A 24568-nucleotide genomic window follows, 5' to 3' on the forward strand; every position below is an offset into this window, starting at 1 on the left:
TTGGTCGTGAGTATCAATGGCGCAGATCGGCGAGGAACCGCTGAGCACGGGGATGGCGGGGGCTCTTGAAAAACTCCTCGGGCGGGGCCGTCTCTAGGATCTGCCCGGCATCGATGAACCAGATGCGGTCGGCGACATCGCGGGCGAAGCCCATTTCATGCGTGACGCAGATCATGGTCATGCCTTCGGCTGCCAGGCTCTTCATGACCGCCAGCACCTCGCCCACCATTTCCGGATCGAGCGCGCTGGTTGGCTCGTCGAAAAGCATGACCGGTGGCTCCATGGCGAGTGCGCGCGCTATCGCTACCCGCTGCTGCTGGCCACCCGACAGCTGGCCGGGATAGGCCCTCGCCTTGTCGGCGAGCCCGACGCGATCGAGAAGCTTGAGCGCCTTGTCATGGGCGACATCCGCGGCCACGCCCTTCACGCGGATCGGCGACATCGACACATTTTCTACGACGGAGAGATGCGGGAACAGATTGAAGTTCTGGAATACGAAACCGATCCTGCTGCGCAGCAGATTGAGTTCCCTCGTCCGCATCGCCGCATGAATGTTCTGTCCATCGAGGGTGATCGATCCGCTGTTGATCTCCTCAAGACGGTTGATCGTGCGGATCAGGGTCGATTTGCCCGAACCGGAAGGCCCGCAGATCACCACCACCTCGCCTCGGGCGACTTGCGCCTCGATATTCTTGAGGACCGGATAGTCGCCATAGCTTTTGCAAACGTCCGAAAGGCGGATCGTCTGCACCTGCTGGATCTCCGCTGCTGAGGTGCTCATAGCTGCTCCGATATGATTTTGACCGGCACGAGTTCCACCGGCGCGGCGCCGCCAGACAGACCCGCACGGCGCCGCGTTATGCGGCGCTCGACGATGTTGGCGACGTGCGTCAGGCTCCAGCAGATCGCGTAGTAGACGACCGCGAGGATGAAGAAGACCTGGAAGGGCTGCGTCAGAAGCTGGTTGTTGACCTGGCTTGCCGCGAACGTCAGGTCCGGGACATTGATGACATATCCGAGCGTCGTGTCCTTTATCGTCGACACGAAGGTCGAGATGATGCTCGGGATCATGTTGTAGAGCGCCTGCGGAAGAATGATGAAGCGCATCGCTCCGAGAGAGCTGTGCCCGAGCGCACGGGCGGCATCCATCTGGCCGCTGCCGAGTGCCACAATACCGGCGCGCACGACCTCGCTGAGGAAAGCGCCCTGGTAGACGACGAGCGTGGTCAGCATCGTCACGAAGCTCGGCACGTCTGCCCCGGTCCAAAGCGGGACGAGGAAGTAACTCCAGAGGATGAGCATCAGGAGCGGCACACCGCGGGTTATGTAGACGAGTGCGGTGACCGGCCACCGCAGCAGCCGCCATTTCGACAGCCGCGCCAGCGCAAGCATAATGCTGACCGGGAAGGCGAGCGCGATGCTGAGCGCCGACAGGATCAGCGTATTTGCAAGTCCGCCGAGCGGTCCGTTCGGATATTGACCGATCAGCAGCAGAAGCCAGTAGTCCTGGATGATGGCGATGATATCGTGGATCATGCGCGTGCACTCCGGACAGGGTCGGCGCGCATCGAGAGATAAGCGCCGGCGCTCATGATCAGGAGCGAGAAGAACAGGTAGAGAACCGTACCGATCAGGTAGATTTCGAAGGTGCGGAAGCTCAGATTTTCAACTTCCTTCACGGCATGCGTCAGTTCGGACGCACCGATGACGATGGCGAGGCTGCTATTCTTGAACAGGGAAACACTGTGGTTGATCAGCGGAGGAAGCGCATTGCGCACGCCCTGCGGCATGATCACGAAACGCATCGCGGAGATATAGCTGTGCCCGAGAGCCTTGGCGGCTTCCATCTGGCCCGGGCTTACGGAGCGAAGGCCGGACCGCAGGTCCTCGCTGAAATAGGCCGCCTGGCACAGGCCGAGGCCAATGACGGCGAAGATCGCTTCGGCATTGTGGGCCGCAAGCCAGGAGGTCAAGCCCGCGGGGAACAGGGTGAAAATCCCGAAATACCACAGCATCAGCTGGACGAGCGTCGGCACGTTCCGGTGATAGGAGACATAGGCCGCCACGGCCCTGTCGCCGAAGCGGAGCGGCGAAAACCGGATGCACAGAAGCAGGAGCGCGAGCGTGATGGCCAGCAGCCACGAGCCGATATAGATGACAAAGGTCATCTCGATGCCGTGCAAGAGCATCGCGGTATATTCGGGGTTCCTCAGGATGGCCGAGAGATCGAACCCGTTCACCGCCCCGACTCCTTGGAACTGTCCGGACCTGCCGGAGCCGGCTGCGGCCGTGCCGTCTGCAAGCCGCCCATGACCTGCAATGTCGGCGTGATCTCCATGTGGCCGATATTGACCGCGACCGGCGCGGCAATCGCGAACGCTATCGCGTCGGCGATATCGGCTGCCTGCGGCAGTTCGAAACCGTCAATGAACCGTTCCCGGATACTGGGATCGTTGCCGTGCACATGATTGAAAATGTCCGTCGCGACGCGCCCGGGGCAGATTTCGGTCACCCGTACGCGCTTGCCGAAAGCATCGATGCGCAACTGGTTCGATAACATGGCGACGCCGGCTTTGACGGCGTGATAGATGGAGTTGCCGCCGAAATTGTAGTTGCCGGCGATCGAGGAAATGTTGATGACATGGCCTCGATCGCGAGCGACCATTCCCGGCACAATCATGCGGCAGATGTGCAGGACCGCACGGAGATTGACATCAACGAGGAGGTCGATATCGCCCTCGTCCGCTTCCAGGAATTTCTTCGGCCGGTCGACGCCGGCGTTGTTGACAAGAATATCGAACTCGACGCGACCGGTGAGCTCGGCGAGTGCCGGCCGGTTGGTGACGTCTATGACATGCGCGATGCAGCCCGTGCGCTTGGCCAGATCCTGGAGGGCATCGCCACTGCGGGCGATTGCGTGGACCTCGATATTCTCACGGCGAAGCCGCTCCACCACAGCGGCGCCGATACCGGAGGAAGCGCCGGTAACCAGTGCGGTTTTGTAATCGGAGAATGGCATTCGGATCCCCTTGTTGTTGCCGCAGACAGTAGCGAACCTTTAATCTCTTGCCTAAGACCGATTATTTGTGGAGCAATAAGCAACGGCTATGGAGTCTCGATCCCGCAACGTCGGCGGGGGGACTGTCACCGGGCGAGATCGCGGTCGGCGGCGTTGCAAAAGAAGATCGCGTCTGCAAACATACGTCTGCTCAAGACAAAAAGACAAAAATCCGAATGGACATCAGACGCCTCAAATCCTTCATCGTGATCGTCGACAGCGGCAGCATCACGCGCGCCGCCGACCTGCTGCATATCGCGCAGCCCGCGCTCAGCCAGCAGTTGGCGGCGCTGGAAGAGCATTTCGGTCAGAAGCTGCTGATCCGCAGCCAGCAGGGCGTCAGCATGACCGATGCGGGGCATGCGGTGTACCGCCATGCGCAGATCATTCTTCGCCAGATGGAGCAGGCACAGGCGGACGCTTCCGCTGCCGGCAACTCGCTTGCCGGGCGCGTTTCCGTGGGGCTCGTGCCGTTCAGCAGTGCCGCGACGCTGTCCGTCGACCTGCTGGCCGAAACGCGCAGACGCCATCCCGGCATCCTGCTCCATCTCACAGAAAGCGTCGGCCAGACCTACAGTCAGATGATCATGAACGGCCGCCTGGAAATGGCTCTGATCCATGGGGCCGGGCCGATCAAGGGCGTGCGGTTCGAGCCGATCCTCAGCGAAGAATTCTATCTTGTCGCCCACCGCGATTTTGCGATCGAAGCGGATAACAAGCCCGTTGCGGTTACCGCTCTCGACGGTTTGCCGCTTCTGATGCCGCCCGCTTACAACTTCGTTCGCCGTGCGGTCGATACCGCGTTCACGCGCAGCCGGATCAACCTGAAGGTCGTGGCTGAAGTGGAAATCGTCAGGACATTGGCGCGCGCCGTGGGCAGCGGTCTCGGAGCGACCATCATGCCGAAAGCCATCGCCGACCGTATCGTGACGGAATCAAGCGAGCCGCTGATCTGCCGGCTCGTTTCCCCGCGGATCGAGGAAACCCTGTCGCTCTGCGTTGCCGAACAGAACTCACTTTCCGAGCCGGCATTGGCGGTCAAGGATATCCTTCTCGAGCTGACCGCGCGGCTTAGGGCGTAAGGCGGGGCTCCGGCACGACGCGCGACCGCGCCGGATCATCGAACAAGCGTCAGCGCATGTCCCTGCAGAACTGGGCGATCCGCGCGCATCCCTCGTCCAGCATTTCCATGCTCGTTGCGTAGGAAATGCGGAAATGGGGGCTCATGCCGTAAGCCGCACCTTGTACGGTCGCCACATGATGTTCATCCACGAGAGCCATGACGAAATCGATGTCGGTCTCGATCTTCCGCCCACCCTTGCTGGTCTTGCCGATCAAGCCGGACATGTTGGGATAGAGGTAGAACGCGCCCTCGGGCTTGTGGCAACGCAATCCCTCCACCTGCGACAGGCGGTCGAGGACGAAGTCGCGCCTCTCGCGGTAGATCGCGGCCCGCTCCTTCAGGAGATCCTGAGGCCCGTTCAGCGCCGCGATGGCCGCCGCCTGCGTCACCGTCGAAATACCACCGCCGTTCTGCCCGTTGACGTTGCTGATTGCACCGATGAGTTCCTTGGAGCCGCTGGCGCAGAAGCCGAGCCGCCAGCCGGTCATGGCGTAGGCCTTCGAGACCCCGTTCATGGTCAGGACACGATCATAGAGCCGGGGTTCCGCGTCTACGATGGTACAGAATTCGAAACCGTCATAGACCAGATGTTCGTAGATATCGTCGGTCAGGATCCACACGTCCGGATGGCGCAGCATGACCTCCGCGATCGCCTTCATTTCGGCGCGCGAGCAGGCCGCGCCGGTCGGATTGTTGGGAAAGTTCAGGATCAGCCATTTGGTGCGCGGCGTGATCGCGGCTTCGAGATCCTCCGGACGTAGCTTGAAGCCGGCCTGTTCGAAACAGGGTACCGCCACCGGAACGCCACCGGCGAACTTGACGATATCGGCGTAGCTGACCCAGGAGGGCGTCGGAATGACAACCTCGTCGCCGGGATTGCAGGTCGCGAGCATCGTGTTGAAGATCACCTGCTTGCCGCCGCCTGAAACGACGATATGGCTGGCATCATAATCGAGATTGTTGTCTCGCTTGAATTTCTGGCTGATCGCTGCCTTGAGCGCCGGCGTGCCGTCCATCGGCGGATATTTGGTATCACCGCCAAGTGCGGCGGCATGGGCCGCCTCGATGGCATGCGGCGGCGTCGGGAAGTCCGGCTCGCCAGAAGAGAGGCTGACAACCTTGATGCCCTTTGCGGCCAGTTCCCGGGCGCGCTGGGTCATGGCGGCCGAGGCGGATATGGAGACGTTTTTCAGGCGATCGGCGGTAGAAGACATCGACATGATCTTTCGATACGGATTGGAACGGGAGACCGCCGGGCTGGCGGTCGGGATGCGCTAAAGCGCGAGTTCGGCGGCCGGTGCGAGCGTTGCGCCCGAGGCTTCGATCTCGCTTCGGACGATATGCGCAAGTTCAAGGGAACCCGGCGTGTCGCTGTGGACGAGGATTGACCGAGCGGGCATGGCAATGGTGTCGCCATCGAGAGTCTCGACGGTTCCGTCGAGAAGGAAGCGGCGCACCCGAGCCCGCACCGCTCCCTCATCCTTGATCACGGCGCCGGGTAGGCCGCGGACAACAAGCCTGCCGTCAGCATCGTAGGCCCGGTCCGCCAGGAAAAGCGCCAGCGTCTTCAACCGTGCCCGTTTGGCAGCCCGTTCTATTTCGCTTTCGGGCGTCACGAACACGACGAGACCCGGATCCACCGTCGCAATGGCATCCATCATCAGGTCGGCGAGCACCGGGTCGCGGTTGACCATATTGCCCATGGCCGCGTGAAAGCTGATATGCCCGACGGCAACTCGCTCGCTCGCAGCGATCGCCATCAGCGCGCCGAGCTGATAGAGCATCTGCTGGCGCAACTCATCCGCCTGGAAGGGCATTTCGCGCCGTCCAAAGCCAAGCCGGTCGGGCAGGCCCGGATGTGCCCCGATACCGACCCCGTTCGCCTTGGCAAGCCGCACCATGTGCGCCATCATATCCGGATCACCACCATGGAAACCGCAGGCGATATTGGCCGACGACACGACCTTCATCATCGCCTCGTCGTCGCATAACCGATAAGGGCCAAACCCTTCCCCCATGTCGGAATTCAGATCGATTTTCATCGGCAACTCCCTTTGACCGATCGATATTTCAGGTCATCGCCCTCAAGGCGCGCTTGATCATCCCGGATGTGATCCGGACATCTTCGACATAGCGGGCGACAGCCTGCTCCACCGCGCGCGCCTCCGCATGCGTGGACCGCACGAAGCGTATCCGGCTGCCAATACGGGCCTGGCCAAGCCGCCACAGGTCGCATTCGATCACGCCGGCAATCTTCGGATATCCCCCCGCCGTGTTCGCATCGCTCATCTGGACGATTGGCTCCCCGCCGGGCGGGACCTGGATCACCCCGGGCACGATCCCATGTGAACGCATCTCGATCGAGGCCGTCGGCTTGATGGGCTCACCCGACAAACGATAGCCCGTGCGATCGCTGCGGGAAGAAATCTTCCAGGTCTGGCTCCAGAAGGCGTCGCCGTCATCGGGAAACAGGGCATGCTCGCCACCAGGCAGGGCACGGACCGGCAGCACGCCGTCAACGAAATCCGGAAAGGCGTCCCGGAGCGCTGCGGCAGGCTCGATCACGGCCAGGCCGTTCGCCGGCACCGGGGCAAAGTCGGCGCTGTTACCGAGCGGGAGCCGATCGCCCTTTACCAGTGGCCGGCCGGCATTGCCGCCGAAGCTGCCACGCAGGGATGTGCTGCGCGATCCCATCACCGACGGGACGTCCAGGCCCCCGCCGATGCAGACATAGGCGCGCGCCAATGTCGGAGGATGTTTCAGCTCGAGCACCTGTCCGGCCTCCGCGGCATAGGCGCACCAGGGAAGCAATTTTAAAGCATCCAGCATCGGATCGCCATCGGCGCCCGTGACCGCGAAAACAGTCCGCCGGTCGAAACGCAGGCTGAATGGAAAGGTCTGCACCTCTATCCCGGCCGCACCCTCGTCATTCCCGACAAGAATATTGCCGATCCTCACGGCAAGCGGATCCATCGCGCCGCTGGCCGAAACGCCGATATCGCGATAGCCCGGCCGCCCGAGATCCTGGACCGTATTGAAAGGGCCGGTTTCCAAAATCTCGATCATAGCTCGATCCTTGCCGGCACGAACCGCACCGTATCGCCCGGCGCCATCATCGCCGGCGTGGGTGACGCCGGGTCGAACATCTGCAGTTCCGCGAAACCAATGGAATTCCAGCCATTCGGGCCGGTAAGCATCGCGACGCCGGTCTGCATGCCGCCGATGGTCACGCAGCCCTTCGCCATCTTCAACGACGGCACGGTCTTGCGCGGCATGTAGATGCGCTGATCGAGGCCATGCAGGTAACCGAAGCCCGGAGCGCTGCCCAGGGCGAAGACCCGGTAGGTCGCTTCGTGATGAATACGGACGACCTCACGATCGCTCAGCCGGGCGAGGTCGCAAAGCGCGGGCAGATCCACCGCGTGCTCCCCGCCATAGTGAACAGGGATTTCGATGGTCTTGCCCGCCAGATCGATGCTGCGGGCATTGTCCCATGCCTCCAGCAGCCGCGCCACGACAGCATCGGGATCCTCCGGCGCTTCCTGGAATATCGCCAGCAGGTTGGTCATTCCCGGAACGATTTCCGCGATATCCGGCCAGCCTCTGACCGTCTGCGACAGAGCCCAGATCCGGCGCTGTGCGGCGAGATCGAATTCTCCCGGCGCTTCGAGCAGGAAGGACCGGGCTCCGATCGAGGAAACGCGAGCGCGGCCTTGGGCGGCGGGTACGATCTCGCGCAACGGCATATGGTTGTTCAATGTGGCAATCATGATTGAGGCTCGATCTCGAACAAGCGATCGCCGAAGCCGACCAACGTATCGGGCTCGGCAAGCTGCCTAGTGAGAATACCCGAACGACCGGCGCAAAGCGGAAGCAGGATGGGGCCGACGCGAAGGAAGCCGAGGACATCTGCGGCGGAAACCGATCGCGGCAGACGGTCGGCGGCTACCGATCGCGATGAGCTGCCCGAGCAGAAATGGCCGGCCATCGGCGCCTTGACGACCACCGGCGGAGGCGCCGAGACCGGTTGCGCTGTGCTGCTTACATTGATCTGGGCCTCTTCCCCCGTCGCTACGACGATGCGCAACTGCCCGCCGGGCCGGGAGATTTCCAGGCCACTCACCCCGGCTGCCGTCAGTGCATCGGTCAGGAGCGCGATGGTCGTGGGATCGCTGAAATCGATCGCACTCATGGCGCTCTCCGCTGTTTCAGCCACTGTTCGAGATAGTGGATATCCGTCTCGCCGCGCGCGAACGCGCTATCCTCGAAAAGCGCGCGCAGGAAGGGAATATTGGTGGAAATTCCGTCCACCCGCGTCCCGGCAAGCGCCTCGCGCATCCTTGCCATCGCCTCCGCCCGCGTCGGCGCATGAACGATCAGCTTGGCGATCAGCGAGTCGTAATAGGGTGGCACCTTGTAGCCCGGGTGGATGTGGGTATCGACGCGGATGCCAGGCCCTTCTGGCAGGGTGAGGGCGGTGATGATGCCTGCCGACGGCAGGAAGGTATCAGGATCCTCGGCATTGATGCGGCATTCGAAAGCGTGGCCCTCGCATTTCACATCAGCCTGGGCCAGATCGAGCGGATCGCCCTGAGCGACCTTGATCTGCGCCTGGACGATGTCGATCCCGCTTGTCATCTCGGTGACCGGGTGCTCGACCTGAAGCCGGGTGTTCATCTCGATGAAATAGAAAGCGCCGTCCTCGTAGAGGAATTCGAAGGTTCCGACGCCCTGGTAGCCGATCTGGCGGCAGGCCTCGACACAGGCTCTCCCGACGGATCCGATCACATCCGGCGATATCCCCGGTGCCGGCGCCTCTTCCACGACCTTTTGGTGGCGGCGCTGCATCGAGCAATCCCGGTGCCCGAGCCAGACCGCGTTGCCATGGGTGTCGCAAAGGACCTGGATCTCGATATGACGCGGATGCTGGAGGAACTTTTCCATGTAGAGCGACGGCGAGCCGAAAGCCTGCTGCGCCTCCTCCCGGGTGAGCGCGACCGCCTCTTGCAGCAAACCGGCCTCCGGCACGAGACGCATGCCCCGCCCGCCGCCGCCACCGGCAGCCTTGATGATGACGGGATAGCCGATCTCCAGTGCCAGGCGCTCGATAGCGGCCGGATCGTCGACAAGCGCCGTATCCGGCCCCGGGACACAAGGAACTCCGGCGGCGATCATTGCTCTCTTTGCAGAAATCTTGTCGCCCATCGCTTCGATTGATGACGCGCTCGGACCGATGAATGCCAGTCCTGCCTTTTCGACCGCATCGGCGAATGCGGCGTTTTCCGACAGAAAACCATAACCTGGATGGATGGCGCCGGCGCCTGTCAAACGCGCCGCCAGAAGAAGAGCATCCTTGTTGAGGTAACTTTTTGCCGCGCTCGAAGGGCCGATGCACAGGGCGCTGTCGGCGGTCCTGCCATAGGGCGCCTGCCGATCCGCCTCAGAATAGACGACGACCGTCTTGAGACCCAATGCCCGGCAGGCTTTCTGGATCCTGGTCGCGATCTCCCCGCGATTGGCAATGAGAACCGTATCGAAACGCGGACGACTGTCGAACGTCTCCGGCATCACGCGATCTCCGCGAGCAGATCACCCGTCTCGACTTCGCCGCCGTCGATTTCGGTCAGGCTGACAACGCGCCCGGACCGCGGTGCGGCGATCTTGTTGAAGACCTTCATCGCTTCGATAATGAACAGAGTCTGCCCCTCCGTCACCTCATCCCCGGGCTTGACAAACGGCCCCTCGCCCGGTGCCGCACTGCGATGCAGCACGCCGGAGACCGGCGCTTTTACGGGAATGACCGACGCCTGGCCGACAGCCGGCAACTCGTCAGGCCCCAAGGCGATCGACGCATCCGCAACCGGCTGTTGCCCCCGCTCCAAGCCAAGGGAGAACTCCCCCGCCGTCGGCTGCGACCGGAAAATCCGAACCGTCAGGTCCTTTTCGGTCACCGTGAGTTCGGTGATGCTCGATCGACCGACAAAGTCGATCAGGGTCTTGATCTTCGAGAGGTCCATATTCGCGCTCGATATTTCAAATGCCGCCGCGCTTTTGCAGATTGGTCGCGTGATACGGTAACGTTCCGTAACACGACCGGGTCGCCGATGGGGTCAGACGAACTTTTGATGGACTGGCTCAGTTCCGGAATCCATCCGGGACGATCAGCCAACCCCATCGTCGCGCACCACCCGCCATGGCTCCCCAGGAATGCTTGGGCGTCCGTGAAGAGGATTGATGATGCCATGCGAGAAGCGTTGGTACCTCTGGAACGACCAACCCATAAAGCTATGACGACCGACGCTGGGTAGCGCGCACCTGCAGAATCGGATTCTGCAGTTTGCAGATCAGCGAAAACGGGCGGCGGATAGCGCTGAAAGATCGATGGCACATTCCCGCCCAGCGATCAGGCCTGCAACAAGCGCGCCACTAAACGGCCCGGTCGCAAGGCCGACGTGACCGTGGCCAAACGCATGAACGATATCTTCGGAAGATCTCGAAAAACCGATCACCGGAAGGCCGTCCGCAGTCGAGGGACGATGCCCCATCCACCGATCGATATTCCTGTCTTCGGATATGCCCGACAGTGCCGGATAGGTTCCCCTCGCATGTTTCAGCAAGATATCAGCGCGGCTCCAGTTCGGTCTTGCCTCGACGCTTGCCAGCTCGACCTGTCCGGCAATGCGAAGTCCGGCAAGAGTCGGATTGTTGCCCATCCTGCCGTCGCTCGGCATGATCGGCATCTCCCCCCTGGCCAGATGATAGGGAATGACGACGTGGTAACCGCGCTCGCTCTGCATCGGGATTGTGTCACCGGCGAGCGCCGCAAGCTTTTTCGAATGTATTCCGGCAGCGATAACGGCCTTGTCGCACGCCACGATGCCCGCCTCTGTCCGGACACCGGAAAGCCGGTTGCCGGCAAGATTGAAACCGGTCGCCCTTGCATTGATGCGCTGGGCGCCGAGATACACCGCATGATCCACGATCGCTGCGACATAGCCTCCCGGATCCACACAATGACCTCCATCCTCGACGAAGGCAGCAAAGGAGTAGCGGGGCGCAAGATTCGGCTCGAGTTCATACAGTTCGGCCGAGGATAGCTCTCGATAGGAAACGCCGTTGTCGCGCCGCAGGCGCCACGCAAAAGCCTCAGCGTCGAAAGCCGCGCGATCCGGGTATACGTAGAGCAGGCCCTTGCGTCGGATGAAATCCGGCCGTCCGATTTTTTCTGCCAGTGCCTCATGCCGGGCCGGAGCATCGTGCAGGAGGCCCGCCAGAATTCCCGCGGTCCGTTCAACTTTGGCTGCAGTCGAACCGGCCAGCATGAACCGCAGCAACCAGGGCGCGAGGCGCACCAGATGCCGCCAGCGGATGGTCAGCGGCCCGGAAGGATCGGCAAGATAGCCAGGCACCTTCCTCCAGAGGCCGGGCATCGACATCGGGATGATCGAGGCGGGGCTCAGCCAGCCGCTGTTGCCATAACTCGCGGCGTGGCGACCGCCGGGCTGTTCCGGTTCGATGATGGTAACCTCGTGCCCGTCTTTCAACAGCTCGAGTGCCGTCGATGCACCGACGATACCCGCTCCGATGACCGCTACATGCATGGCGTTTCACCCTGCCTATCCAGAATAAGCTGGTTCATTCCTGAAACGCCTCTTCGCGGACGGCTTTGATCTTCGGCAGGGCGACCATGGCGATGGCAAGCACGGCAAGGACAAGCAGACCTGCCGAAATCGGACGATCGACAAATATGCCGGGATTGCCACGTGCGAGGAACATGGCTCTACGGAAATTTTCTTCCATCATCGGCCCGAGAATGAGGCCCATCACCAGTGGTGCCGGGTCGCAATCGAGCTTGGCGAAGATGTAGCCCGCGACGCCGAAAGCGCCGAGCAGCCAAAGATCGAAGACCGAGTTGCTGAGCGAGAAGGCGCCGATGGAGCAGAACACGACGATAGCCGGAAAGAGATAGTGGAAAGGCATCGTCAGCAAGCGCGTCCAGATGCCGATCAGCGGCAGGTTCAAGACCAGCAGCATGACATTGCCGACCCACATCGACACGATGACGCCCCAGAACACGTCAGGGTGTTCGGAAATCAGCGTCGGACCAGGTGCGATACCCTGCATGATCAGGGCGCCGAACATCAAAGCCATGACGGCATTGGCCGGTAAGCCAAGCGTGAGCAGCGGGACGAACGAGGTCTGTGCACCGGCATTATTGGCGCTCTCGGGCGCTGCGACGCCTTCGATCGCACCGCCGCCGAAACCTTCGGGCGGGTTGGCAACGCGTTTCTCGATCGCATAGGCGGCGAAGGCGGCAAGAAGCGCGCCGCCGCCCGGCAGAAGTCCCAGCACGGAACCTATCCCCGTGCCGCGAAGGATCGGCGCAACCATCCGGCGCCAGTCTTCCCGCGACGGGATCATCGAGAAGAACGGTGCGTTGATGGCCGTACGGCTTTCCGGGGTTTCCAGATCCTTGATCAACTCGCCAATGCCGAACAGTCCCATCGCCACCACGACGAAATTGACACCGCTCGACATCTCTTCAAAACCGAGCGTGAAGCGCGGAGCGGCGGTTTGCACGTCCTGGCCGATAAGACCGACCAGAATGCCGATGAAGACCATGGCAAGCGCCTTCGGCAGCGATCCGCGCGAAAGCACGATCGAGGCGACAAGCCCGAGAGTCATCAGCGAGAAGTACTCCGCGGGGCCAAACAGCAATCCAATCTCGGCAAGCGTGGGTGCAAACAATGCCAGCAACAGCGTGGCGACGGTCCCGGCAAAAAACGAGCCGATCGCCGCCGTCGACAGTGCCACGCCCGCGCGTCCGTTACGGGCCATCTTGTAGCCGTCGATCGCCGTAACCACGGACGATGCTTCGCCGGGCAGATTGAGAAGGATGGCCGTCGTCGAACCCCCATATTGCGCACCGTAATAGATGCCGGCCATCATGATCAGCGACGTCACCGGTTCAAGGCCGATGGTGAAAGGCAGGAGGATGGCCATGGTGGCAGCTGGCCCGAGGCCCGGCAGGACGCCGACAAGGGTCCCGAGCAGCGCGCCCATCAGGCACCAGAACAGATTGGTCGGCAGGATTGCCTGGTCAAAGCCGAGAAGCAGGGCGTTCAGCGTCTCCATGTGATCTTCCCTAAAGTCCGAACCAGGGGCCGATGATCGCAATCGGCATGCCGAGCCCCTTGATGAAGGCGAGGCTGCAGGCCGCACCGAGTCCGAGCCCGTACAACGCCGATTTCACCGGTTGGAAAGGACGTGAGGCAAACGAGGAGATGAAACAGCAACAGAAGACCGCCGGCAGCAACCCGCCTCCCCTAACGACCAGTCCAAACACCACGATCGCTGCAATGATGAACATGACCTTCGAGGAATAAAGGCTCGGTGGTTCTTCACCGGCGTGATGTTTCTTGGCCGTAAAGGCGACAATAAGCCCCATGGCAATCAAGGCCGACGCGACCAGGCCGGGAAATGCACCGGGGCCGATTTTGCGCCAGGTACCATAGGAGAGATCAAGACTGCTCAACAGGAAAGCCGCGCCGATCAATACGAACACGAGCCCTGCGGCAAATTGCGGATTGAGACGTAGGGTCATGGCCATTCCTTTCCGTTGGGGGCTTTCAATCGCGGATCGGGGACCAGATCCGGCGGGCGGTAGGCTCGCACCTCTGGCGGCGTGCCGTTGAAGCGGGAAATCTCGACAAGACATGAGTTCGGGCTCGGCCCCTGTGTGAGGCTGGAAGTTCCGTGATCCGGCGTCAGCACATTCGGATTGCCGTTCAGTTCCAGCGACCCCGGCTTCGAAGGATCTGCCGGATCGAACCAGGCGCCCGTCGCCAACTGCACGACGCCGGGCATGACGGCATCGGTGATGGCAACGACCGCAAGGCACGCACCGCGAGCGTTCCAAATGGTCACCACCTCGCCTTGCGCCAGTCCGCGAGCCGACGCGTCATCGGGATGAATCCGCACCGGCTGACGGCCGCCGCTTTTTGTCTGGCGCGACGGTGCTGCATGGTCCCACTGGCTGTGTAGCTTGTCATGCGGCTGGCAGGACAGGAGATGCAGTGGATAGGTTGCCGCCAGTTTGCTGCCCAGCCATTCGACCGGTTCCACCCACGCCGGATGGCCGGGGCAATCGGCATAGCCGAAGCTGGCAATGCGCTTCGAGGAAAGCTCGATCAGACCGGACGGGGTATGCAGCGGATGGGCTAACGGATCCCCGCGAAACGCAGCAAGGAAAGGTCTGCCGGCGTTTTGGTTTTCCACCTCGATCAGTCCCGCATTCCGGAAGGTGGAAAAACCCGGCAAGGAAATGCCGTTTGACGCGGCGTTCGCCCGCGCGTCGGCGTAAAGCTTTTCCAGCCACTCGGATTCGCTCAATCCGCCGGTGAACGCCGCTTCAGTCTCCAGCCGTGCCGCGATGCGGCGCAGGATTTCGTGATCCGAGAATACCTCCGCAGGCGGTGCCGCCGTGTGTGTCGAATATCCGAGAAAACTGTCGCGGCCGCTTGCAACCAGATCGTCGCGCTCCAGGAATGTCGAGGCCGGCAACACGATGTCGGCATGCCGTGCGTGGGCATTCCACCAGTGCTCGTGAACGATGATCGTTTCGGGCCTCTGCCAGGCTTCGACCAGTCGATTAAGATCTTGATGATGATGAAAGGGATTGCCGCCAGCCCAATAGATCAGCCTTATTTCCGGATAGATCCGTTTGTTGCCGTCATGGTCGTATTCCACTCCCGGCGAAAGCAGCATGTCGGCAATTCGGGCGACCGGAATGTAGTCGGAAACCGGGTTCTGCCCTTGTGGTAGCGAGGGCCATTTCACGGCCGGCGCCGGCTGGCCGATGCCCGATACGGATGCATAACCGAAACCAAATCCTCCGCCGGGCAGACCGATGCCACCCAGCAGCGATGCGACCGCGATTACCGCCCAATAGGCCTGTTCGCCATGGTCGGCGCGTTGCAGCGCCCATGCCATCATGATGAAGGTTTTTCGCGAGGCCATATTCCGGGCAAGAGTGCGGATATCCTGCGCTTCAAGGCCGGTAATGCCGGCTGCCCAGGCGACATCCTTGACGACGCCGTCCACCTTTCCGAACAGATAATCCCGTAATGTTTCAAAGCCGACGGTGTAACGTTCGACGAAAGCTTTGTCGTGGCGATCCTCCTCGATCAGCAAGTGGGCGATGGCCAGCAGCAGGGCGGCGTCCGTCCCCGGTCTCAGAGCCATCCATCGGGCATCGAGCTCGTCTGCGGCATCATCCCGGACGGGCCCGATGTTGATGAAATCGGCGCCTGCGTCTTTGCAGTCGAGCAGACCCTGGCGGGTTTCATGGCGGGAAACGCCACCGGCATTGACCTGAGCGTTGCGAAGCGGCGTACCGCCGAACATCACGATCAGGTCCGCATGGCCGACGATCTGGTTCCATGGGCTGTGGCCGGAGATCAGCCCATCGGTGGAACCGATGATGTACGGCAGGATCACCTCGCCGGCTGCATAACTATAGGACTGGACGGAACGAACGGAACCGCCATTCATGTTGAAAAAGCGTTTCAGCTGGCTTTGCGCATGATGAAATCGCCCGGCGCTCGACCAGCCGTAGGAGCCGGAAAAAATCGCCCTGTTGCCATGCTCGTCCCTGACGCGGCGGATTTCGCCGGCGACCAGTTCGAGTGCTTCATCCCAGGAAACCTCGACAAAGGCCTCCGCTCCCCGCCGCCCGGCACGATTACCGGGTCCATTTTCAAGGAAGGACCGCCTGACTGCTGGCTTGAGAATGCGGCATGGCGCAAGTCTGTCGGCTGGAAGCTCCTGGCCGAATTGAACGGGGTTTGGATCGCCCGCCATCGGACGGATGCCGCCTTGCGAGCCATCGTGAGTGTAGAACCCCCAATGAGTAGCGACATGGCGCTGGCCTGCCGAAGGCTCCGAATGTTGCGTGGTTTTCGGAGCCTCCGTCATCTTCATTCTACCTTGATGCCGGCCTTCTTGACGATCTCGCCATAACGCTTTGTCTCGTCAACCACGAAGGTTTTTAGACCGGCGCTGTTCTTGTACATCGGCTCGAAGCCGAAGACCGTCAGCTTGTCCTTGAATTCAGTGGAGGTGACAACATCCTGCAGGGTCTTGCCGAGATATTCCGCCGCCTTTGGATCAAGATTTTTCGGTGCCCAGACGCCATACCAGGAGAGCATTTCCAGTGCCGGCATGCCGCTCTCGGCAACGGTCGGGACATCCGGCGCGAGTGGTGAGCGGGTCAGGCTGGTCACCGCAAGCGGCTTCAGCCGGCCTGCCTTGACATGCGGCAGGGACGACAGGATCGGATCGGCGATCAGTTGTACCTGGCCGCCGATCATGTCGGTAAGTGCCGGACCGGCCCCCTTGTAGGTGACTACTTCGGTATCGACGCCAGCTTCGCCCTTCAGGACTTCCACAGCCAAATGACCAGCCGAGCCATAACCTGAGGTGGCGAAATTGTAGGATTCCGGATCCGCCTTCACCTCGGCGAAAAACTCCTTCAGCGTGTTCGCCTTGTCCGACGGATTGGTGGTGACGAGCAGCGGGCCGGCCGCGATGCCGCTGACATGGGTGAAGTCATTGACGACATCGAAAGGCACGTTCTTGTTGATCAGCGGCGTGACCACATGGATCGACGCGTTCAGCAGCAGCGTGTATCCATCGGGAACAGCCTTAACCACATCGGACGAACCGACCACGCCGCCGGCACCGCCCGCACGGTTATCGACCACGAACGTCTTGCCGGTCTTGACCGAAAGCGCGGCAGCAAGAACGCGTGCAACGCCATCGACTGCACCGCCAGGCGGATAAGGCACGACAATGGACACAGGCCGGCTGGGATAGTCGTCCGCCTTGACGAGGCCGGCGGCCGGCAGCGTCATCGACAGAGAAAGCAATACTGTTCCGAAGCGATTCATAGATGGATTCCTTCTAGCTCCAAGAGGGATTTATGCAGTCGAAAGTCATTGTATGCATCGGCAGATTTTTCCCGGTGGCGAGCGGCGGGAGACAATCTCTTCATTCCGACCGTCAGAACGTTCCGGGATATTGCCCGCCATCGATCAGCAGGTTCTGGGCAGTGACGAAGCCGGCATTCGCCGAGCAGAGGAAGGCAATGTAGGCGCCAACTTCTTCAGGGCGTCCGTAGCGGCCGGCCGGATTCTGTGCCGCACGCGCGGCCCATATTTCGTCGAAAGAGCGACCGCTTTCCTGAGCAAGCACCTCGACATGCTGGCGCTGGCCATCCGAAGCGACAATGCCCGGGAGAATATTGTTGATCGTCACATTATGGGCGATCGTCTGTCGAGCCAGGCCGGCAACGAAACCGACGAGGCCCGAGCGTGCCGCATTGGACATGCCAAGCTCGGCCTGAGCGATCTTGACGCTACGCGACACGATGTTGACGATACGGCCGAACTCGCGCTCCATCATTCCGTCCACGGTCAGGCGCATCATGTCGATCGGTGTCAGCATCATCCGATCGATGCCCCGCAACCAGTCCTCACGAGACCAGTTGCGGAAATCGCCGGGCAGTTCGCCATCGGCGTTGTTGACCAGGATGTCTGGTTTTGGGCAGACTGACAGAACGGCTTCACGACCGGCAAGCGTGGTTATATCGCCGACGACGGTGGTGACGCGGGCACCGGTAACCGCCCGGATTTCTGCGGCTGCCGCCTGCAGTGTGTCGGGCGTGCGGGCGATGATGGTCAGATCCACATTCTCGCGCGCGAGAGCCATCGCCGCTGCCTTGCCCATGCCCCGGCTTGCGCCGGTAACAATAGCATTGCGACCGGAAATCCCGAGATCCATCGGCCGGGCCTCAGGCGGCCAAGGCCGAAGCGGACTGCAGCTTCCAGCCGTATTTCTTGTCGAGGCCGAGATCCTGGACGATGCGAATGCCCTTTGCGAGCGCCTCGCCTTCAAGGCCGGTCAATGGCCGCCGCAGTTCGCCAGCCGGCAGTCCGACAGCCTTCATCAGCGATTTCACGGCCACGGGATTGATGGCCGAGTAATTGTAGTGCAGCAGCGGCAGAAGATTCAAATAGTTGTCGCGGAAGCCTTCGGCTTCGGCATAGCTCGTCCACGGACGTGACATCACCGCCATTTCGGCCGGGGCAATATTGCCGCCCATGTTGGCGGTGCCATGGCCGCCAAGGCTCATTGTCGGAACGACGAGGCCAAGATTGGGGCTGTCGCAGCACATTACCGAGACATCCGGACGGGCGGCGAGAACCTGGGCAACCTGGCCGACGCGCGCGGTGGATTCCTTGTGAATGACGTAGTTGGGATGCTTGAAGATGCGCAGCAGGTGGTCCCAATGCAGGTCGCTCTTGACCCGTGGCGGGTTGTTGTAGAGCCCGAGGGGCAGGTCGGTCGCATCGGCGACTTCCAGGAAGTAGGCTTCGATGTCGGCTTCCGGCGCGCAGATATATGCCGGAGCGGCGAGGATGGCACCGTCCGCACCGTTATCCTTGGCGAACTTCACATTTTCAATCGTAACGTCCGTGTTGTTCCCGGTGCAGCCAAAGAAGATCGGCATCTTGGCCGTTTTCATTTTCGACGTCTCGACGACGATCTTCTTCTTCTCGTCAGCCGACAGCATGGATACCTCGCCGGTCGAGCCCATGATCAGGACGGCAGAGGTATTGTTCTCCTCATGGAAGGAAAGCAATGCACGGAATGCGCCCATATCGACAGTGCCTGCCTTGTCAAACGGGGTGATCAAGGCAACGAAGGATCCGGTGATCTTGGGGGCAGCTGCGGTCATTGCACGACTCCGTGGATGTTAAACAGTGTTTGAAACATAATTTGAGGCGGGACGGAGTCAATGACTTTAATTGGTCAAATCGCCCAACAATCAGGCAGCGGCCGGCGATGTCGGAAAAATAATCGTGCGATAAAGGGGTGATTAGAAAGGCTCACTAAAATCGAAATATATGCCCAGTCATTTTTCTTAGGCTTCAATAAAAAATATAATTTTCACGAAAATATTTTCGCCTTGGTTCCGGCCTTATTTGAGATCAATGTATATCCTTCCATTTCCGGACTATACCTGCCGATCCTAGGATCATCGCCCGATGGCAGGCGCCTGAAATCCAATGCAGATAAACCTTGAGAGCTGACGGATGATCTCCTCGTCGTCGTCGGTGTCACAAAGGCCGCCGGACAGCTGCTTGAGGCGGTACGAAGCCGGGTCTGAATCGATCAGGACCTGCATGATGGCGCCAATCGAAAAATTGTAACGCCAGAAAATATCGCGGCGCTGCATGTCCGGTAGTGCTCGACTGAAGGCGTCGATAAAACGGAACACGGCAGGATCGACGCGCCGTATGAAAAAACGGTTGGTCGATTCACGCGGTCGCGAACGGACCTGCAGGATCAGCCGCGTCAAGGGACGGGCGCCCGAGGCGTCGCGGCTGAACTGTACCATAGGTCGGACAAGAGCCCCGACGACCTCCTCCAAGATCGGGAATCCCGGCCGGGCTGAGGCCTCGCATTTTTCCAAAGCCTCTATCCGGGCATGGGTATAGGGCTCCATCATCAGGTTAAGCACCTCGCTGATGAGCTCTTCCTTGGAGCCGAAATAATAATTGACGGCTGCAACGTTCACGTCGGCCCGCATCGTGATGTCGCGAACCGTCGCCAGATCGAACCCCTGCTCAATAAATACTTCGCGCGCGGCCGCAACGATACGCTCTCGAGGCTCATCCGCGCGATTGACTTTGGAGGTTCCGCTATATGCCTTTTTTGCCATACATCCCAAATTCTTTGCTTCGTGACGATCGTCGTCTTGTAACGGACCAACAGGACCCATCAAGCGCAATTTTGGGGAGCATGAGGATTTGTGGGGGCAGTAATAGGGCTTAGCGCGTTTCGATTTGCTCATGATTGTCGTCGGTCATGCCGGAAGACCGGTGGGTTCGCGGAAAGTCGAGAGTTGCACTTGAGCGGTTGCACGCCAGCATGTTGCTGATAGGGTCAAAATCGCAACGCCCATACGGGGCGACCCTTAAGACCAAATCATAGGCGATGGCCCCCGGGGTACATAAAACCATTGAACTTCACGTCCCACACCTCCCCGCCTCTGAGGCCTCCTGCGCGCGGTATCATTGTCCGTTGGTTCGTATCGAATAGCCTGTTGTCAGCGCCCCAGGCCGCCGCACCGATCGTCTTCGCCCTGGTGGCGCTACCCCTGACCGGCGACGCGAAAAGCGGTGCTGCGATTGTCATGACAATGACGGTGGCGCAGGTTCTTGGCGCCGTGCCGGTGGCCCGGCTCGGGCGCGCCTATAATGCGGTCACGTATCTGAAATTCTTGATCACCATCAGGACGCTCGCCTTGGCGATCATTGCTGTCCTGGCCGTTTGCGAGGCACCGTTGGTCTGGATGGTCGTCGCCGGTGCTGCCGCCGGCCTGGTCAATGGAGCGGCGAGCGGTTACATGCGGTCGGTCCTCAACTACATCGTCGAACCGGCGCGGCTGCTCAAGGCCTTGGGGATCGCGGCGACCCTCAACGAACTGGCGTTTGTCGCAGCGCCCGTCGCAGCGTCCCTCCTCGGTGCATTGTCTCCGCCCCTCGCCATCGGTGTCATGACCTTTTTGGGAGGCGCGCCGCTTCTCCTGATTCCACGCCTGCCCCATGCCCGCGCCAACGCGCCGGTTGCGGCGGATGGCACCCTGATCAAGCCCTCGACCCTGCTCTGGTTATTCTGCGCAATGGCCGGTGGGTCGGCAGTGGGTGTCATCGAGGTTGGCGCCGTAGCCCTGGCCTTAGATTTCGGGTTCAAGCCTGAACTGGGCATCATTTTTACGGTGGCGCTTTGCATCGCCTCCGTGTGTGGCGGAGTGTGGGTGAGCGTGCGCAACCGCCTGGCGCGGCGGGGGACGGTGATCCTTCTCCTGGCAGCGGCGACCACCGGGGCAATGTTGGTTTCGCTGCGCCACTCAGTCGAGCTCTCGGCGTTAGGCTGCGCCATCGTGGGGCTGATGATAGCGCCTCTGGGTACCTACTATTCGGTCGTCCTCGACGGGCTCTCGCCCCCGTCCAAAAGGGCCGAGATATTCGCCTTGCTCCGGACGGCCAATTCCATAGGCATCATTTCTTCGAGTGCGATGCTCACCTGGACGTCGCTCCCGTCGGCGTTGATTGCCGGCGCGGCGTTCTTGCTCATCGCGACCTTGGCCACCACCGCGGTCGCTTTGCACTCAGCGAGGGCGCCTTAGATAACCTTTGGGTCAGGCTCGGGACCGGTTGTAAATTGCCTTTGCCCCTGCATGGTGTCCGGCCACATTGTGATGTCCAGCGCATTCTCCGCCGAGACAGGATCACGGACGGCACAGGTTGTGAATCTGCTGCCGTTTGAATTTTGCAGATTTCCGTATGGATTGCGTCCCCACCAGCGCTCTGCCAGTTCACTTGGCTCGATTGACTACGGGGACAATGACACGTTCAGCGTTCGAACCGCTCCAGCATTCTCTTCAGTTGTGCATTTTGCAGCTGAAGCTTTCTCGCCAGCAGGTCCCGGAGCAACCTGATCTCTTCATCAAGGCTGATTGCATCGTCAGAAACGGTGGGAACGCCTGGAGAGGGTGGGGAAACGACTTCAACCGGCTCCGCTGACTTAGCCAGTTTTCTGCGCTTTCGCGTAGCACCTTCGCCGGTCTGCGAGAGCTTCGGTGCGTCGCGTGCGGCTGTATCGGCGCCATCGGATAAGGCCGGATCAGCCGCGTCCAGGAGCCGATCGCCTTCGATGTCTGCAGTGCCATGAACACCGCTTGCCGTTTCTTCGGAATGATCCGGGGCCGCTGACGCCGCCGCGGATCGATCGTGAGCGACCGTCTCTTCGTCGCCCGGACGGTCAGCGGCATTCAACCCGTTGTCGCCGGCCGTTTCGGTTGGCTTGGCAATGGCCAATACCTCCCGCTTCACGTCATCGGTCGAGCCGTGTTCTTGTCTCTGCTGACGGCGCGGCGACACCAACCGAGCAAGAAGTTTCCATGGAGACGCCATTTTATTCGACCTCGAATTCTACCCCGCATGCAGGCAGCGGGCAAAAGCGTTGGCGGCAGGACTAGCCGCCGCCAATATGTTCGTCTCGATAAGCATGAGAATGCGGCCAGCGCTTGACCGGCTGCTGCCGATCAACCGAGGTTGAGCCGCTTTCGCAGATCGGCATTTTCAGCACGGAGCTTTTCGGCCAGCAGCTTGCGCAGTCTCTGGTTTTCTTCTTCCAGCTGCAAAAGGTCCGCGAACTCATCAACAGCCGGCACCGACGGTGCAGTCGCTGTCTGTGCAGCCTTCGGAGCACGTTTGACAGGCGCGCGCTTGGCACTCGCTGCACCTTCGTCAGACTTTGCCTTGCGTCCTCTCTTCGGCTTTTCAGTTGCGGCATTTGAAGCCGCTGCCGGTTGCGCCGAAACTGCGACGGAGGCCGCTTCAGGCGCGGCCTTCCTGGCGCGCGGTTTGCGTTCCTTCTTCGCTACATCAAGCGCCGCTGCGGCCGGCGTGTCAGCATTAGTCATCGTATTGTTTTCGTCGGCCATTATGGTCTCCTGTAAAGCCGATGCCTTTGTCTCCTGCTCGATCGGCAGTGTCAATAACGCCGCGGCCTGTTCTTCGCCGGTGAAAGCCTTCTCGCTGCTGCCAGCCTGAGTTCCTACCGGTAGAAATGGCATTGCCTCGTCCTGCAGATCTTGCGCAACGGACTTGAGATCCGTGTCTCCCCAGATCGAGTTCGGTTTGGAATTGAGTTTTCGTCGACCAGATTTGTATTCGACAGCAAAGCTGCGTTGGACTTTTTTCACTTTGAGAGGCCTTGGGTGTCTGCGGTGATGTTTCGGCGACGTTTCAGCATCGCAACAAGCCCTGCAAATAACCACTATCGCGCTGGCGGTCCATACCCCTGGCGATACTACGTCCCGAACGCGGTTCCGGATTGCCTTTGGTTGCGCCCAAAGGGTCGACCGGTGGCATTCGAGCGCTGGCCCGATGGTTGCGACACTGATTGCACCTGAACGCACAAACCGGAGCAACACTGCAACCATAAGTCATCCCCTCAGCAAGGGGGTGGCCGAAGCGCCTAGTCAAGGCTCGACTGGTTTGACGCTTATCCAAACAACATCTTCAAGTGGTCGTTCAGGAACCGGCCCTTCGGATCCAGATCCCGTCTCAACTCTCGAAACTCCTTGGCGCGAGGATAAAGCCTTGTGACGTCGTCCGTGTCGAGGAAATGCATCTTTCCCCAATGCGGGCGGGAATTGTATCCCCCGAGAATTTGATCGACGTCCTTCAGGAAGGGCCAATAGTCGATACCCGGACCACCCGACACCGACAGGGTGATGCTGTCCTGGCGGTGAAAGGGGCTCATCCATGCGGGATCGCCAGCGGTAAAGCGGTATTCGATCGGATAGATGCAATTGGTGTGCTTGTTCAGCATCAGATCTCGAACCGCCCTCACCGCGGCCTTGCCGTGTTCGAGAGGAACCGCATATTCCAGTTCGACGAAATTCGGCACGTATTCGATCGGATAGACCTCGGAACTATAGGCAATCTTTTCGAATTCGCTCTCCATCGGAGCGGCTTTTGTGATGTCCATCACCTTCATCTCGCAGACATCGGCCAGCTTGTTCGTGCTCGATACCGCAGACGTGTCGGGAAGGCAGTACAGATGGCGACTTTCCGGCGTCGGGCACCAGAAGAAGCCGAAATGGCGGTGCCTGGAAGCCAGTTCGTCGTGACGCTCCATGCAAGTCTCGAAATCGTCCCGCCAGAGGCGCTCGTGCAGATTATAGGCATCCATGACGTTGAGCGTCAGCGAGGAGATGATGCCGAGCGTTCCCACCGAAACCTGGGCCGCATGCAGCCTGTCACTGTCGCGACCGTCGATATCGAGAACATCCCCGGTCGCGGTGACGATACGCATGCCGGCAATCGATGAGGCCAGGTTTCCGAGCTTGATCCCGGTACCGTGGGTTCCGGTCGTAAACGCACCGGCGACAGCCTGGCTGTCGATGTCACCCTGGTTGATCAGTGAAAGACCGTGTTCTTTCAGCGTCCTCCCGACTTCGTTGATGCGCGTCCCGCCGGCCACCGTGATCTGTTTCCGCCCACGGTCGATATTCTGCACGCCGCGCAGATTCTCAAGCGACAGCAACAGTCCGTTGGTACCGACGACGGGTGTGAAGGAATGTCCCGAACCCGAAACACGGACTGCCAGATCACGCCTGTCTGCTTCGTGGACAAGCTCTGCCACTTCGGCTTCCGTTTCCGGCGATGCCCTGAATTGTGAAACGCAATATTGATTACCGACCCAGTTGCGCCAAAGGCCGCCTTTTTCCAGAGCCATGGTTTCCT

General features: G+C 60.7%; 24 protein-coding genes. 2 read left to right on the forward strand and 22 right to left on the reverse strand.

Translation table 11 applies throughout. The annotated features are described in order from the left end of the window. Nucleotides 1-13: 13 nt before the first annotated feature. The 4 genes from ABCW43_RS20345 to ABCW43_RS20360 are packed head-to-tail and all read right to left on the reverse strand — an operon-like array spanning nt 14 to nt 3019. Nucleotides 14-781, reverse strand: coding sequence for an amino acid ABC transporter ATP-binding protein (locus tag ABCW43_RS20345; RefSeq protein ID WP_345927776.1), 768 nt, complete (start codon nt 779-781; stop codon nt 14-16). Continuing rightward, complete coding sequence (locus ABCW43_RS20350) at nt 778-1536, reverse strand: amino acid ABC transporter permease (protein ID WP_345927778.1); 759 nt, start codon at nt 1534-1536, stop codon at nt 778-780. The genes ABCW43_RS20345 and ABCW43_RS20350 overlap by 4 nt, the downstream gene beginning before the upstream one ends. Continuing rightward, nucleotides 1533-2240: an amino acid ABC transporter permease gene (locus tag ABCW43_RS20355; protein WP_345927780.1), complete on the reverse strand. Its 708-nt coding sequence runs from the start codon at nt 2238-2240 to the stop codon at nt 1533-1535. The genes ABCW43_RS20350 and ABCW43_RS20355 overlap by 4 nt, the downstream gene beginning before the upstream one ends. Continuing rightward, nucleotides 2237-3019 (reverse strand): SDR family oxidoreductase, encoded by a 783-nt coding sequence (locus ABCW43_RS20360; RefSeq protein WP_345927782.1) that lies wholly within the window; start codon nt 3017-3019, stop codon nt 2237-2239. Before ABCW43_RS20360 ends, ABCW43_RS20355 begins: the two co-directional genes overlap by 4 nt. Before the next feature lie 215 nt (nt 3020-3234). Here ABCW43_RS20360 and nac point away from each other — a divergent pair, with 215 nt between their 5' ends. Beyond that, entirely contained in the window at nt 3235-4140 is a 906-nt protein-coding gene (gene nac / locus ABCW43_RS20365) for a nitrogen assimilation transcriptional regulator NAC (RefSeq protein ID WP_046642059.1), read from the forward strand. Nucleotides 4141-4189: 49 nt separating this feature from the next. Here nac and ABCW43_RS20370 read toward each other — a convergent pair whose 3' ends face one another. The 15 genes from ABCW43_RS20370 to ABCW43_RS20440 all read right to left on the reverse strand — a co-directional run bounded on the left by ABCW43_RS20370 (nt 4190) and on the right by ABCW43_RS20440 (nt 19968). Beyond that, complete coding sequence (locus tag ABCW43_RS20370) at nt 4190-5395, reverse strand: pyridoxal phosphate-dependent aminotransferase (RefSeq protein WP_345928185.1); 1206 nt, start codon at nt 5393-5395, stop codon at nt 4190-4192. 60 nt (nt 5396-5455) lie between these two features. Beyond that, on the reverse strand, nt 5456-6223 hold the full coding sequence (locus tag ABCW43_RS20375; RefSeq protein WP_345927785.1) for a 5-oxoprolinase subunit PxpA: 768 nt from the start codon (nt 6221-6223) through the stop codon (nt 5456-5458). 28 nt (nt 6224-6251) lie between these two features. Continuing rightward, complete coding sequence (locus ABCW43_RS20380; protein WP_345927787.1) at nt 6252-7247, reverse strand: 5-oxoprolinase subunit C family protein; 996 nt, start codon at nt 7245-7247, stop codon at nt 6252-6254. Continuing rightward, nucleotides 7244-7951: a 5-oxoprolinase subunit PxpB gene (gene pxpB / locus ABCW43_RS20385; protein WP_345927789.1), complete on the reverse strand. Its 708-nt coding sequence runs from the start codon at nt 7949-7951 to the stop codon at nt 7244-7246. The genes ABCW43_RS20380 and pxpB overlap by 4 nt, the downstream gene beginning before the upstream one ends. Further along, nucleotides 7948-8373, reverse strand: coding sequence for an acetyl-CoA carboxylase (locus ABCW43_RS20390; protein ID WP_345927791.1), 426 nt, complete (start codon nt 8371-8373; stop codon nt 7948-7950). Before ABCW43_RS20390 ends, pxpB begins: the two co-directional genes overlap by 4 nt. Beyond that, nucleotides 8370-9749, reverse strand: coding sequence for an acetyl-CoA carboxylase biotin carboxylase subunit (accC, locus tag ABCW43_RS20395; protein ID WP_345927793.1), 1380 nt, complete (start codon nt 9747-9749; stop codon nt 8370-8372). The genes ABCW43_RS20390 and accC overlap by 4 nt, the downstream gene beginning before the upstream one ends. Then, complete coding sequence (locus ABCW43_RS20400) at nt 9749-10198, reverse strand: acetyl-CoA carboxylase biotin carboxyl carrier protein (RefSeq protein WP_345927796.1); 450 nt, start codon at nt 10196-10198, stop codon at nt 9749-9751. Before ABCW43_RS20400 ends, accC begins: the two co-directional genes overlap by 1 nt. A 327-nt stretch (nt 10199-10525) precedes the next feature. After that, nucleotides 10526-11782 (reverse strand): NAD(P)/FAD-dependent oxidoreductase, encoded by a 1257-nt coding sequence (locus tag ABCW43_RS20405; RefSeq protein WP_345927798.1) that lies wholly within the window; start codon nt 11780-11782, stop codon nt 10526-10528. A 34-nt stretch (nt 11783-11816) separates the two neighbouring features. Continuing rightward, nucleotides 11817-13316, reverse strand: a complete 1500-nt coding sequence (locus ABCW43_RS20410; protein ID WP_345927800.1) for a tripartite tricarboxylate transporter permease — start codon at nt 13314-13316, stop codon at nt 11817-11819. Between the two features lie 10 nt (nt 13317-13326). After that, nucleotides 13327-13785 carry a tripartite tricarboxylate transporter TctB family protein gene (locus tag ABCW43_RS20415; RefSeq protein WP_345927802.1) on the reverse strand — a complete coding sequence of 153 codons (459 nt, stop codon included), beginning with the start codon at nt 13783-13785 and terminating at the stop codon, nt 13327-13329. Next, nucleotides 13782-16157 (reverse strand): molybdopterin-dependent oxidoreductase, encoded by a 2376-nt coding sequence (locus ABCW43_RS20420; protein ID WP_345927804.1) that lies wholly within the window; start codon nt 16155-16157, stop codon nt 13782-13784. Before ABCW43_RS20420 ends, ABCW43_RS20415 begins: the two co-directional genes overlap by 4 nt. 2 nt (nt 16158-16159) lie before the next feature. Beyond that, on the reverse strand, nt 16160-17131 hold the full coding sequence (locus ABCW43_RS20425) for a Bug family tripartite tricarboxylate transporter substrate binding protein (RefSeq protein ID WP_345927806.1): 972 nt from the start codon (nt 17129-17131) through the stop codon (nt 16160-16162). 112 nt (nt 17132-17243) lie between these two features. Next, a complete protein-coding gene (locus tag ABCW43_RS20430) occupies nt 17244-18023 on the reverse strand; it encodes an SDR family NAD(P)-dependent oxidoreductase (RefSeq protein ID WP_345927808.1) in 780 nt (259 codons plus the stop codon). Between the two features lie 10 nt (nt 18024-18033). Then, nucleotides 18034-18981: a 4-hydroxy-tetrahydrodipicolinate synthase family protein gene (locus ABCW43_RS20435; protein ID WP_345927810.1), complete on the reverse strand. Its 948-nt coding sequence runs from the start codon at nt 18979-18981 to the stop codon at nt 18034-18036. A gap of 300 nt (nt 18982-19281) precedes the next feature. After that, nucleotides 19282-19968: a TetR/AcrR family transcriptional regulator gene (locus ABCW43_RS20440; protein ID WP_345927812.1), complete on the reverse strand. Its 687-nt coding sequence runs from the start codon at nt 19966-19968 to the stop codon at nt 19282-19284. Nucleotides 19969-20352: 384 nt separating this feature from the next. Between ABCW43_RS20440 and ABCW43_RS20445 the strand changes: the two genes are divergently transcribed. Beyond that, nucleotides 20353-21438: an MFS transporter gene (locus ABCW43_RS20445; protein ID WP_345927814.1), complete on the forward strand. Its 1086-nt coding sequence runs from the start codon at nt 20353-20355 to the stop codon at nt 21436-21438. A 226-nt stretch (nt 21439-21664) separates the two neighbouring features. Here the strand turns inward: ABCW43_RS20445 and ABCW43_RS20450 are convergent, their stop codons facing one another. From ABCW43_RS20450 to ABCW43_RS20460, 3 genes are all read right to left on the reverse strand, one after another. Further along, nucleotides 21665-22225 (reverse strand): hypothetical protein, encoded by a 561-nt coding sequence (locus tag ABCW43_RS20450; RefSeq protein ID WP_345927816.1) that lies wholly within the window; start codon nt 22223-22225, stop codon nt 21665-21667. A gap of 131 nt (nt 22226-22356) precedes the next feature. Next, nucleotides 22357-23019, reverse strand: a complete 663-nt coding sequence (locus ABCW43_RS20455; RefSeq protein WP_345927818.1) for a transcriptional regulator — start codon at nt 23017-23019, stop codon at nt 22357-22359. Between the two features lie 302 nt (nt 23020-23321). Then, nucleotides 23322-24560: a D-arabinono-1,4-lactone oxidase gene (locus ABCW43_RS20460; protein ID WP_345927820.1), complete on the reverse strand. Its 1239-nt coding sequence runs from the start codon at nt 24558-24560 to the stop codon at nt 23322-23324. Nucleotides 24561-24568 lie beyond the last annotated feature (8 nt).

This window comes from Neorhizobium tunisiense (assembly GCF_039631515.1).
In the GTDB taxonomy this organism is placed as follows: Bacteria; Pseudomonadota; Alphaproteobacteria; order Rhizobiales; family Rhizobiaceae; genus Neorhizobium.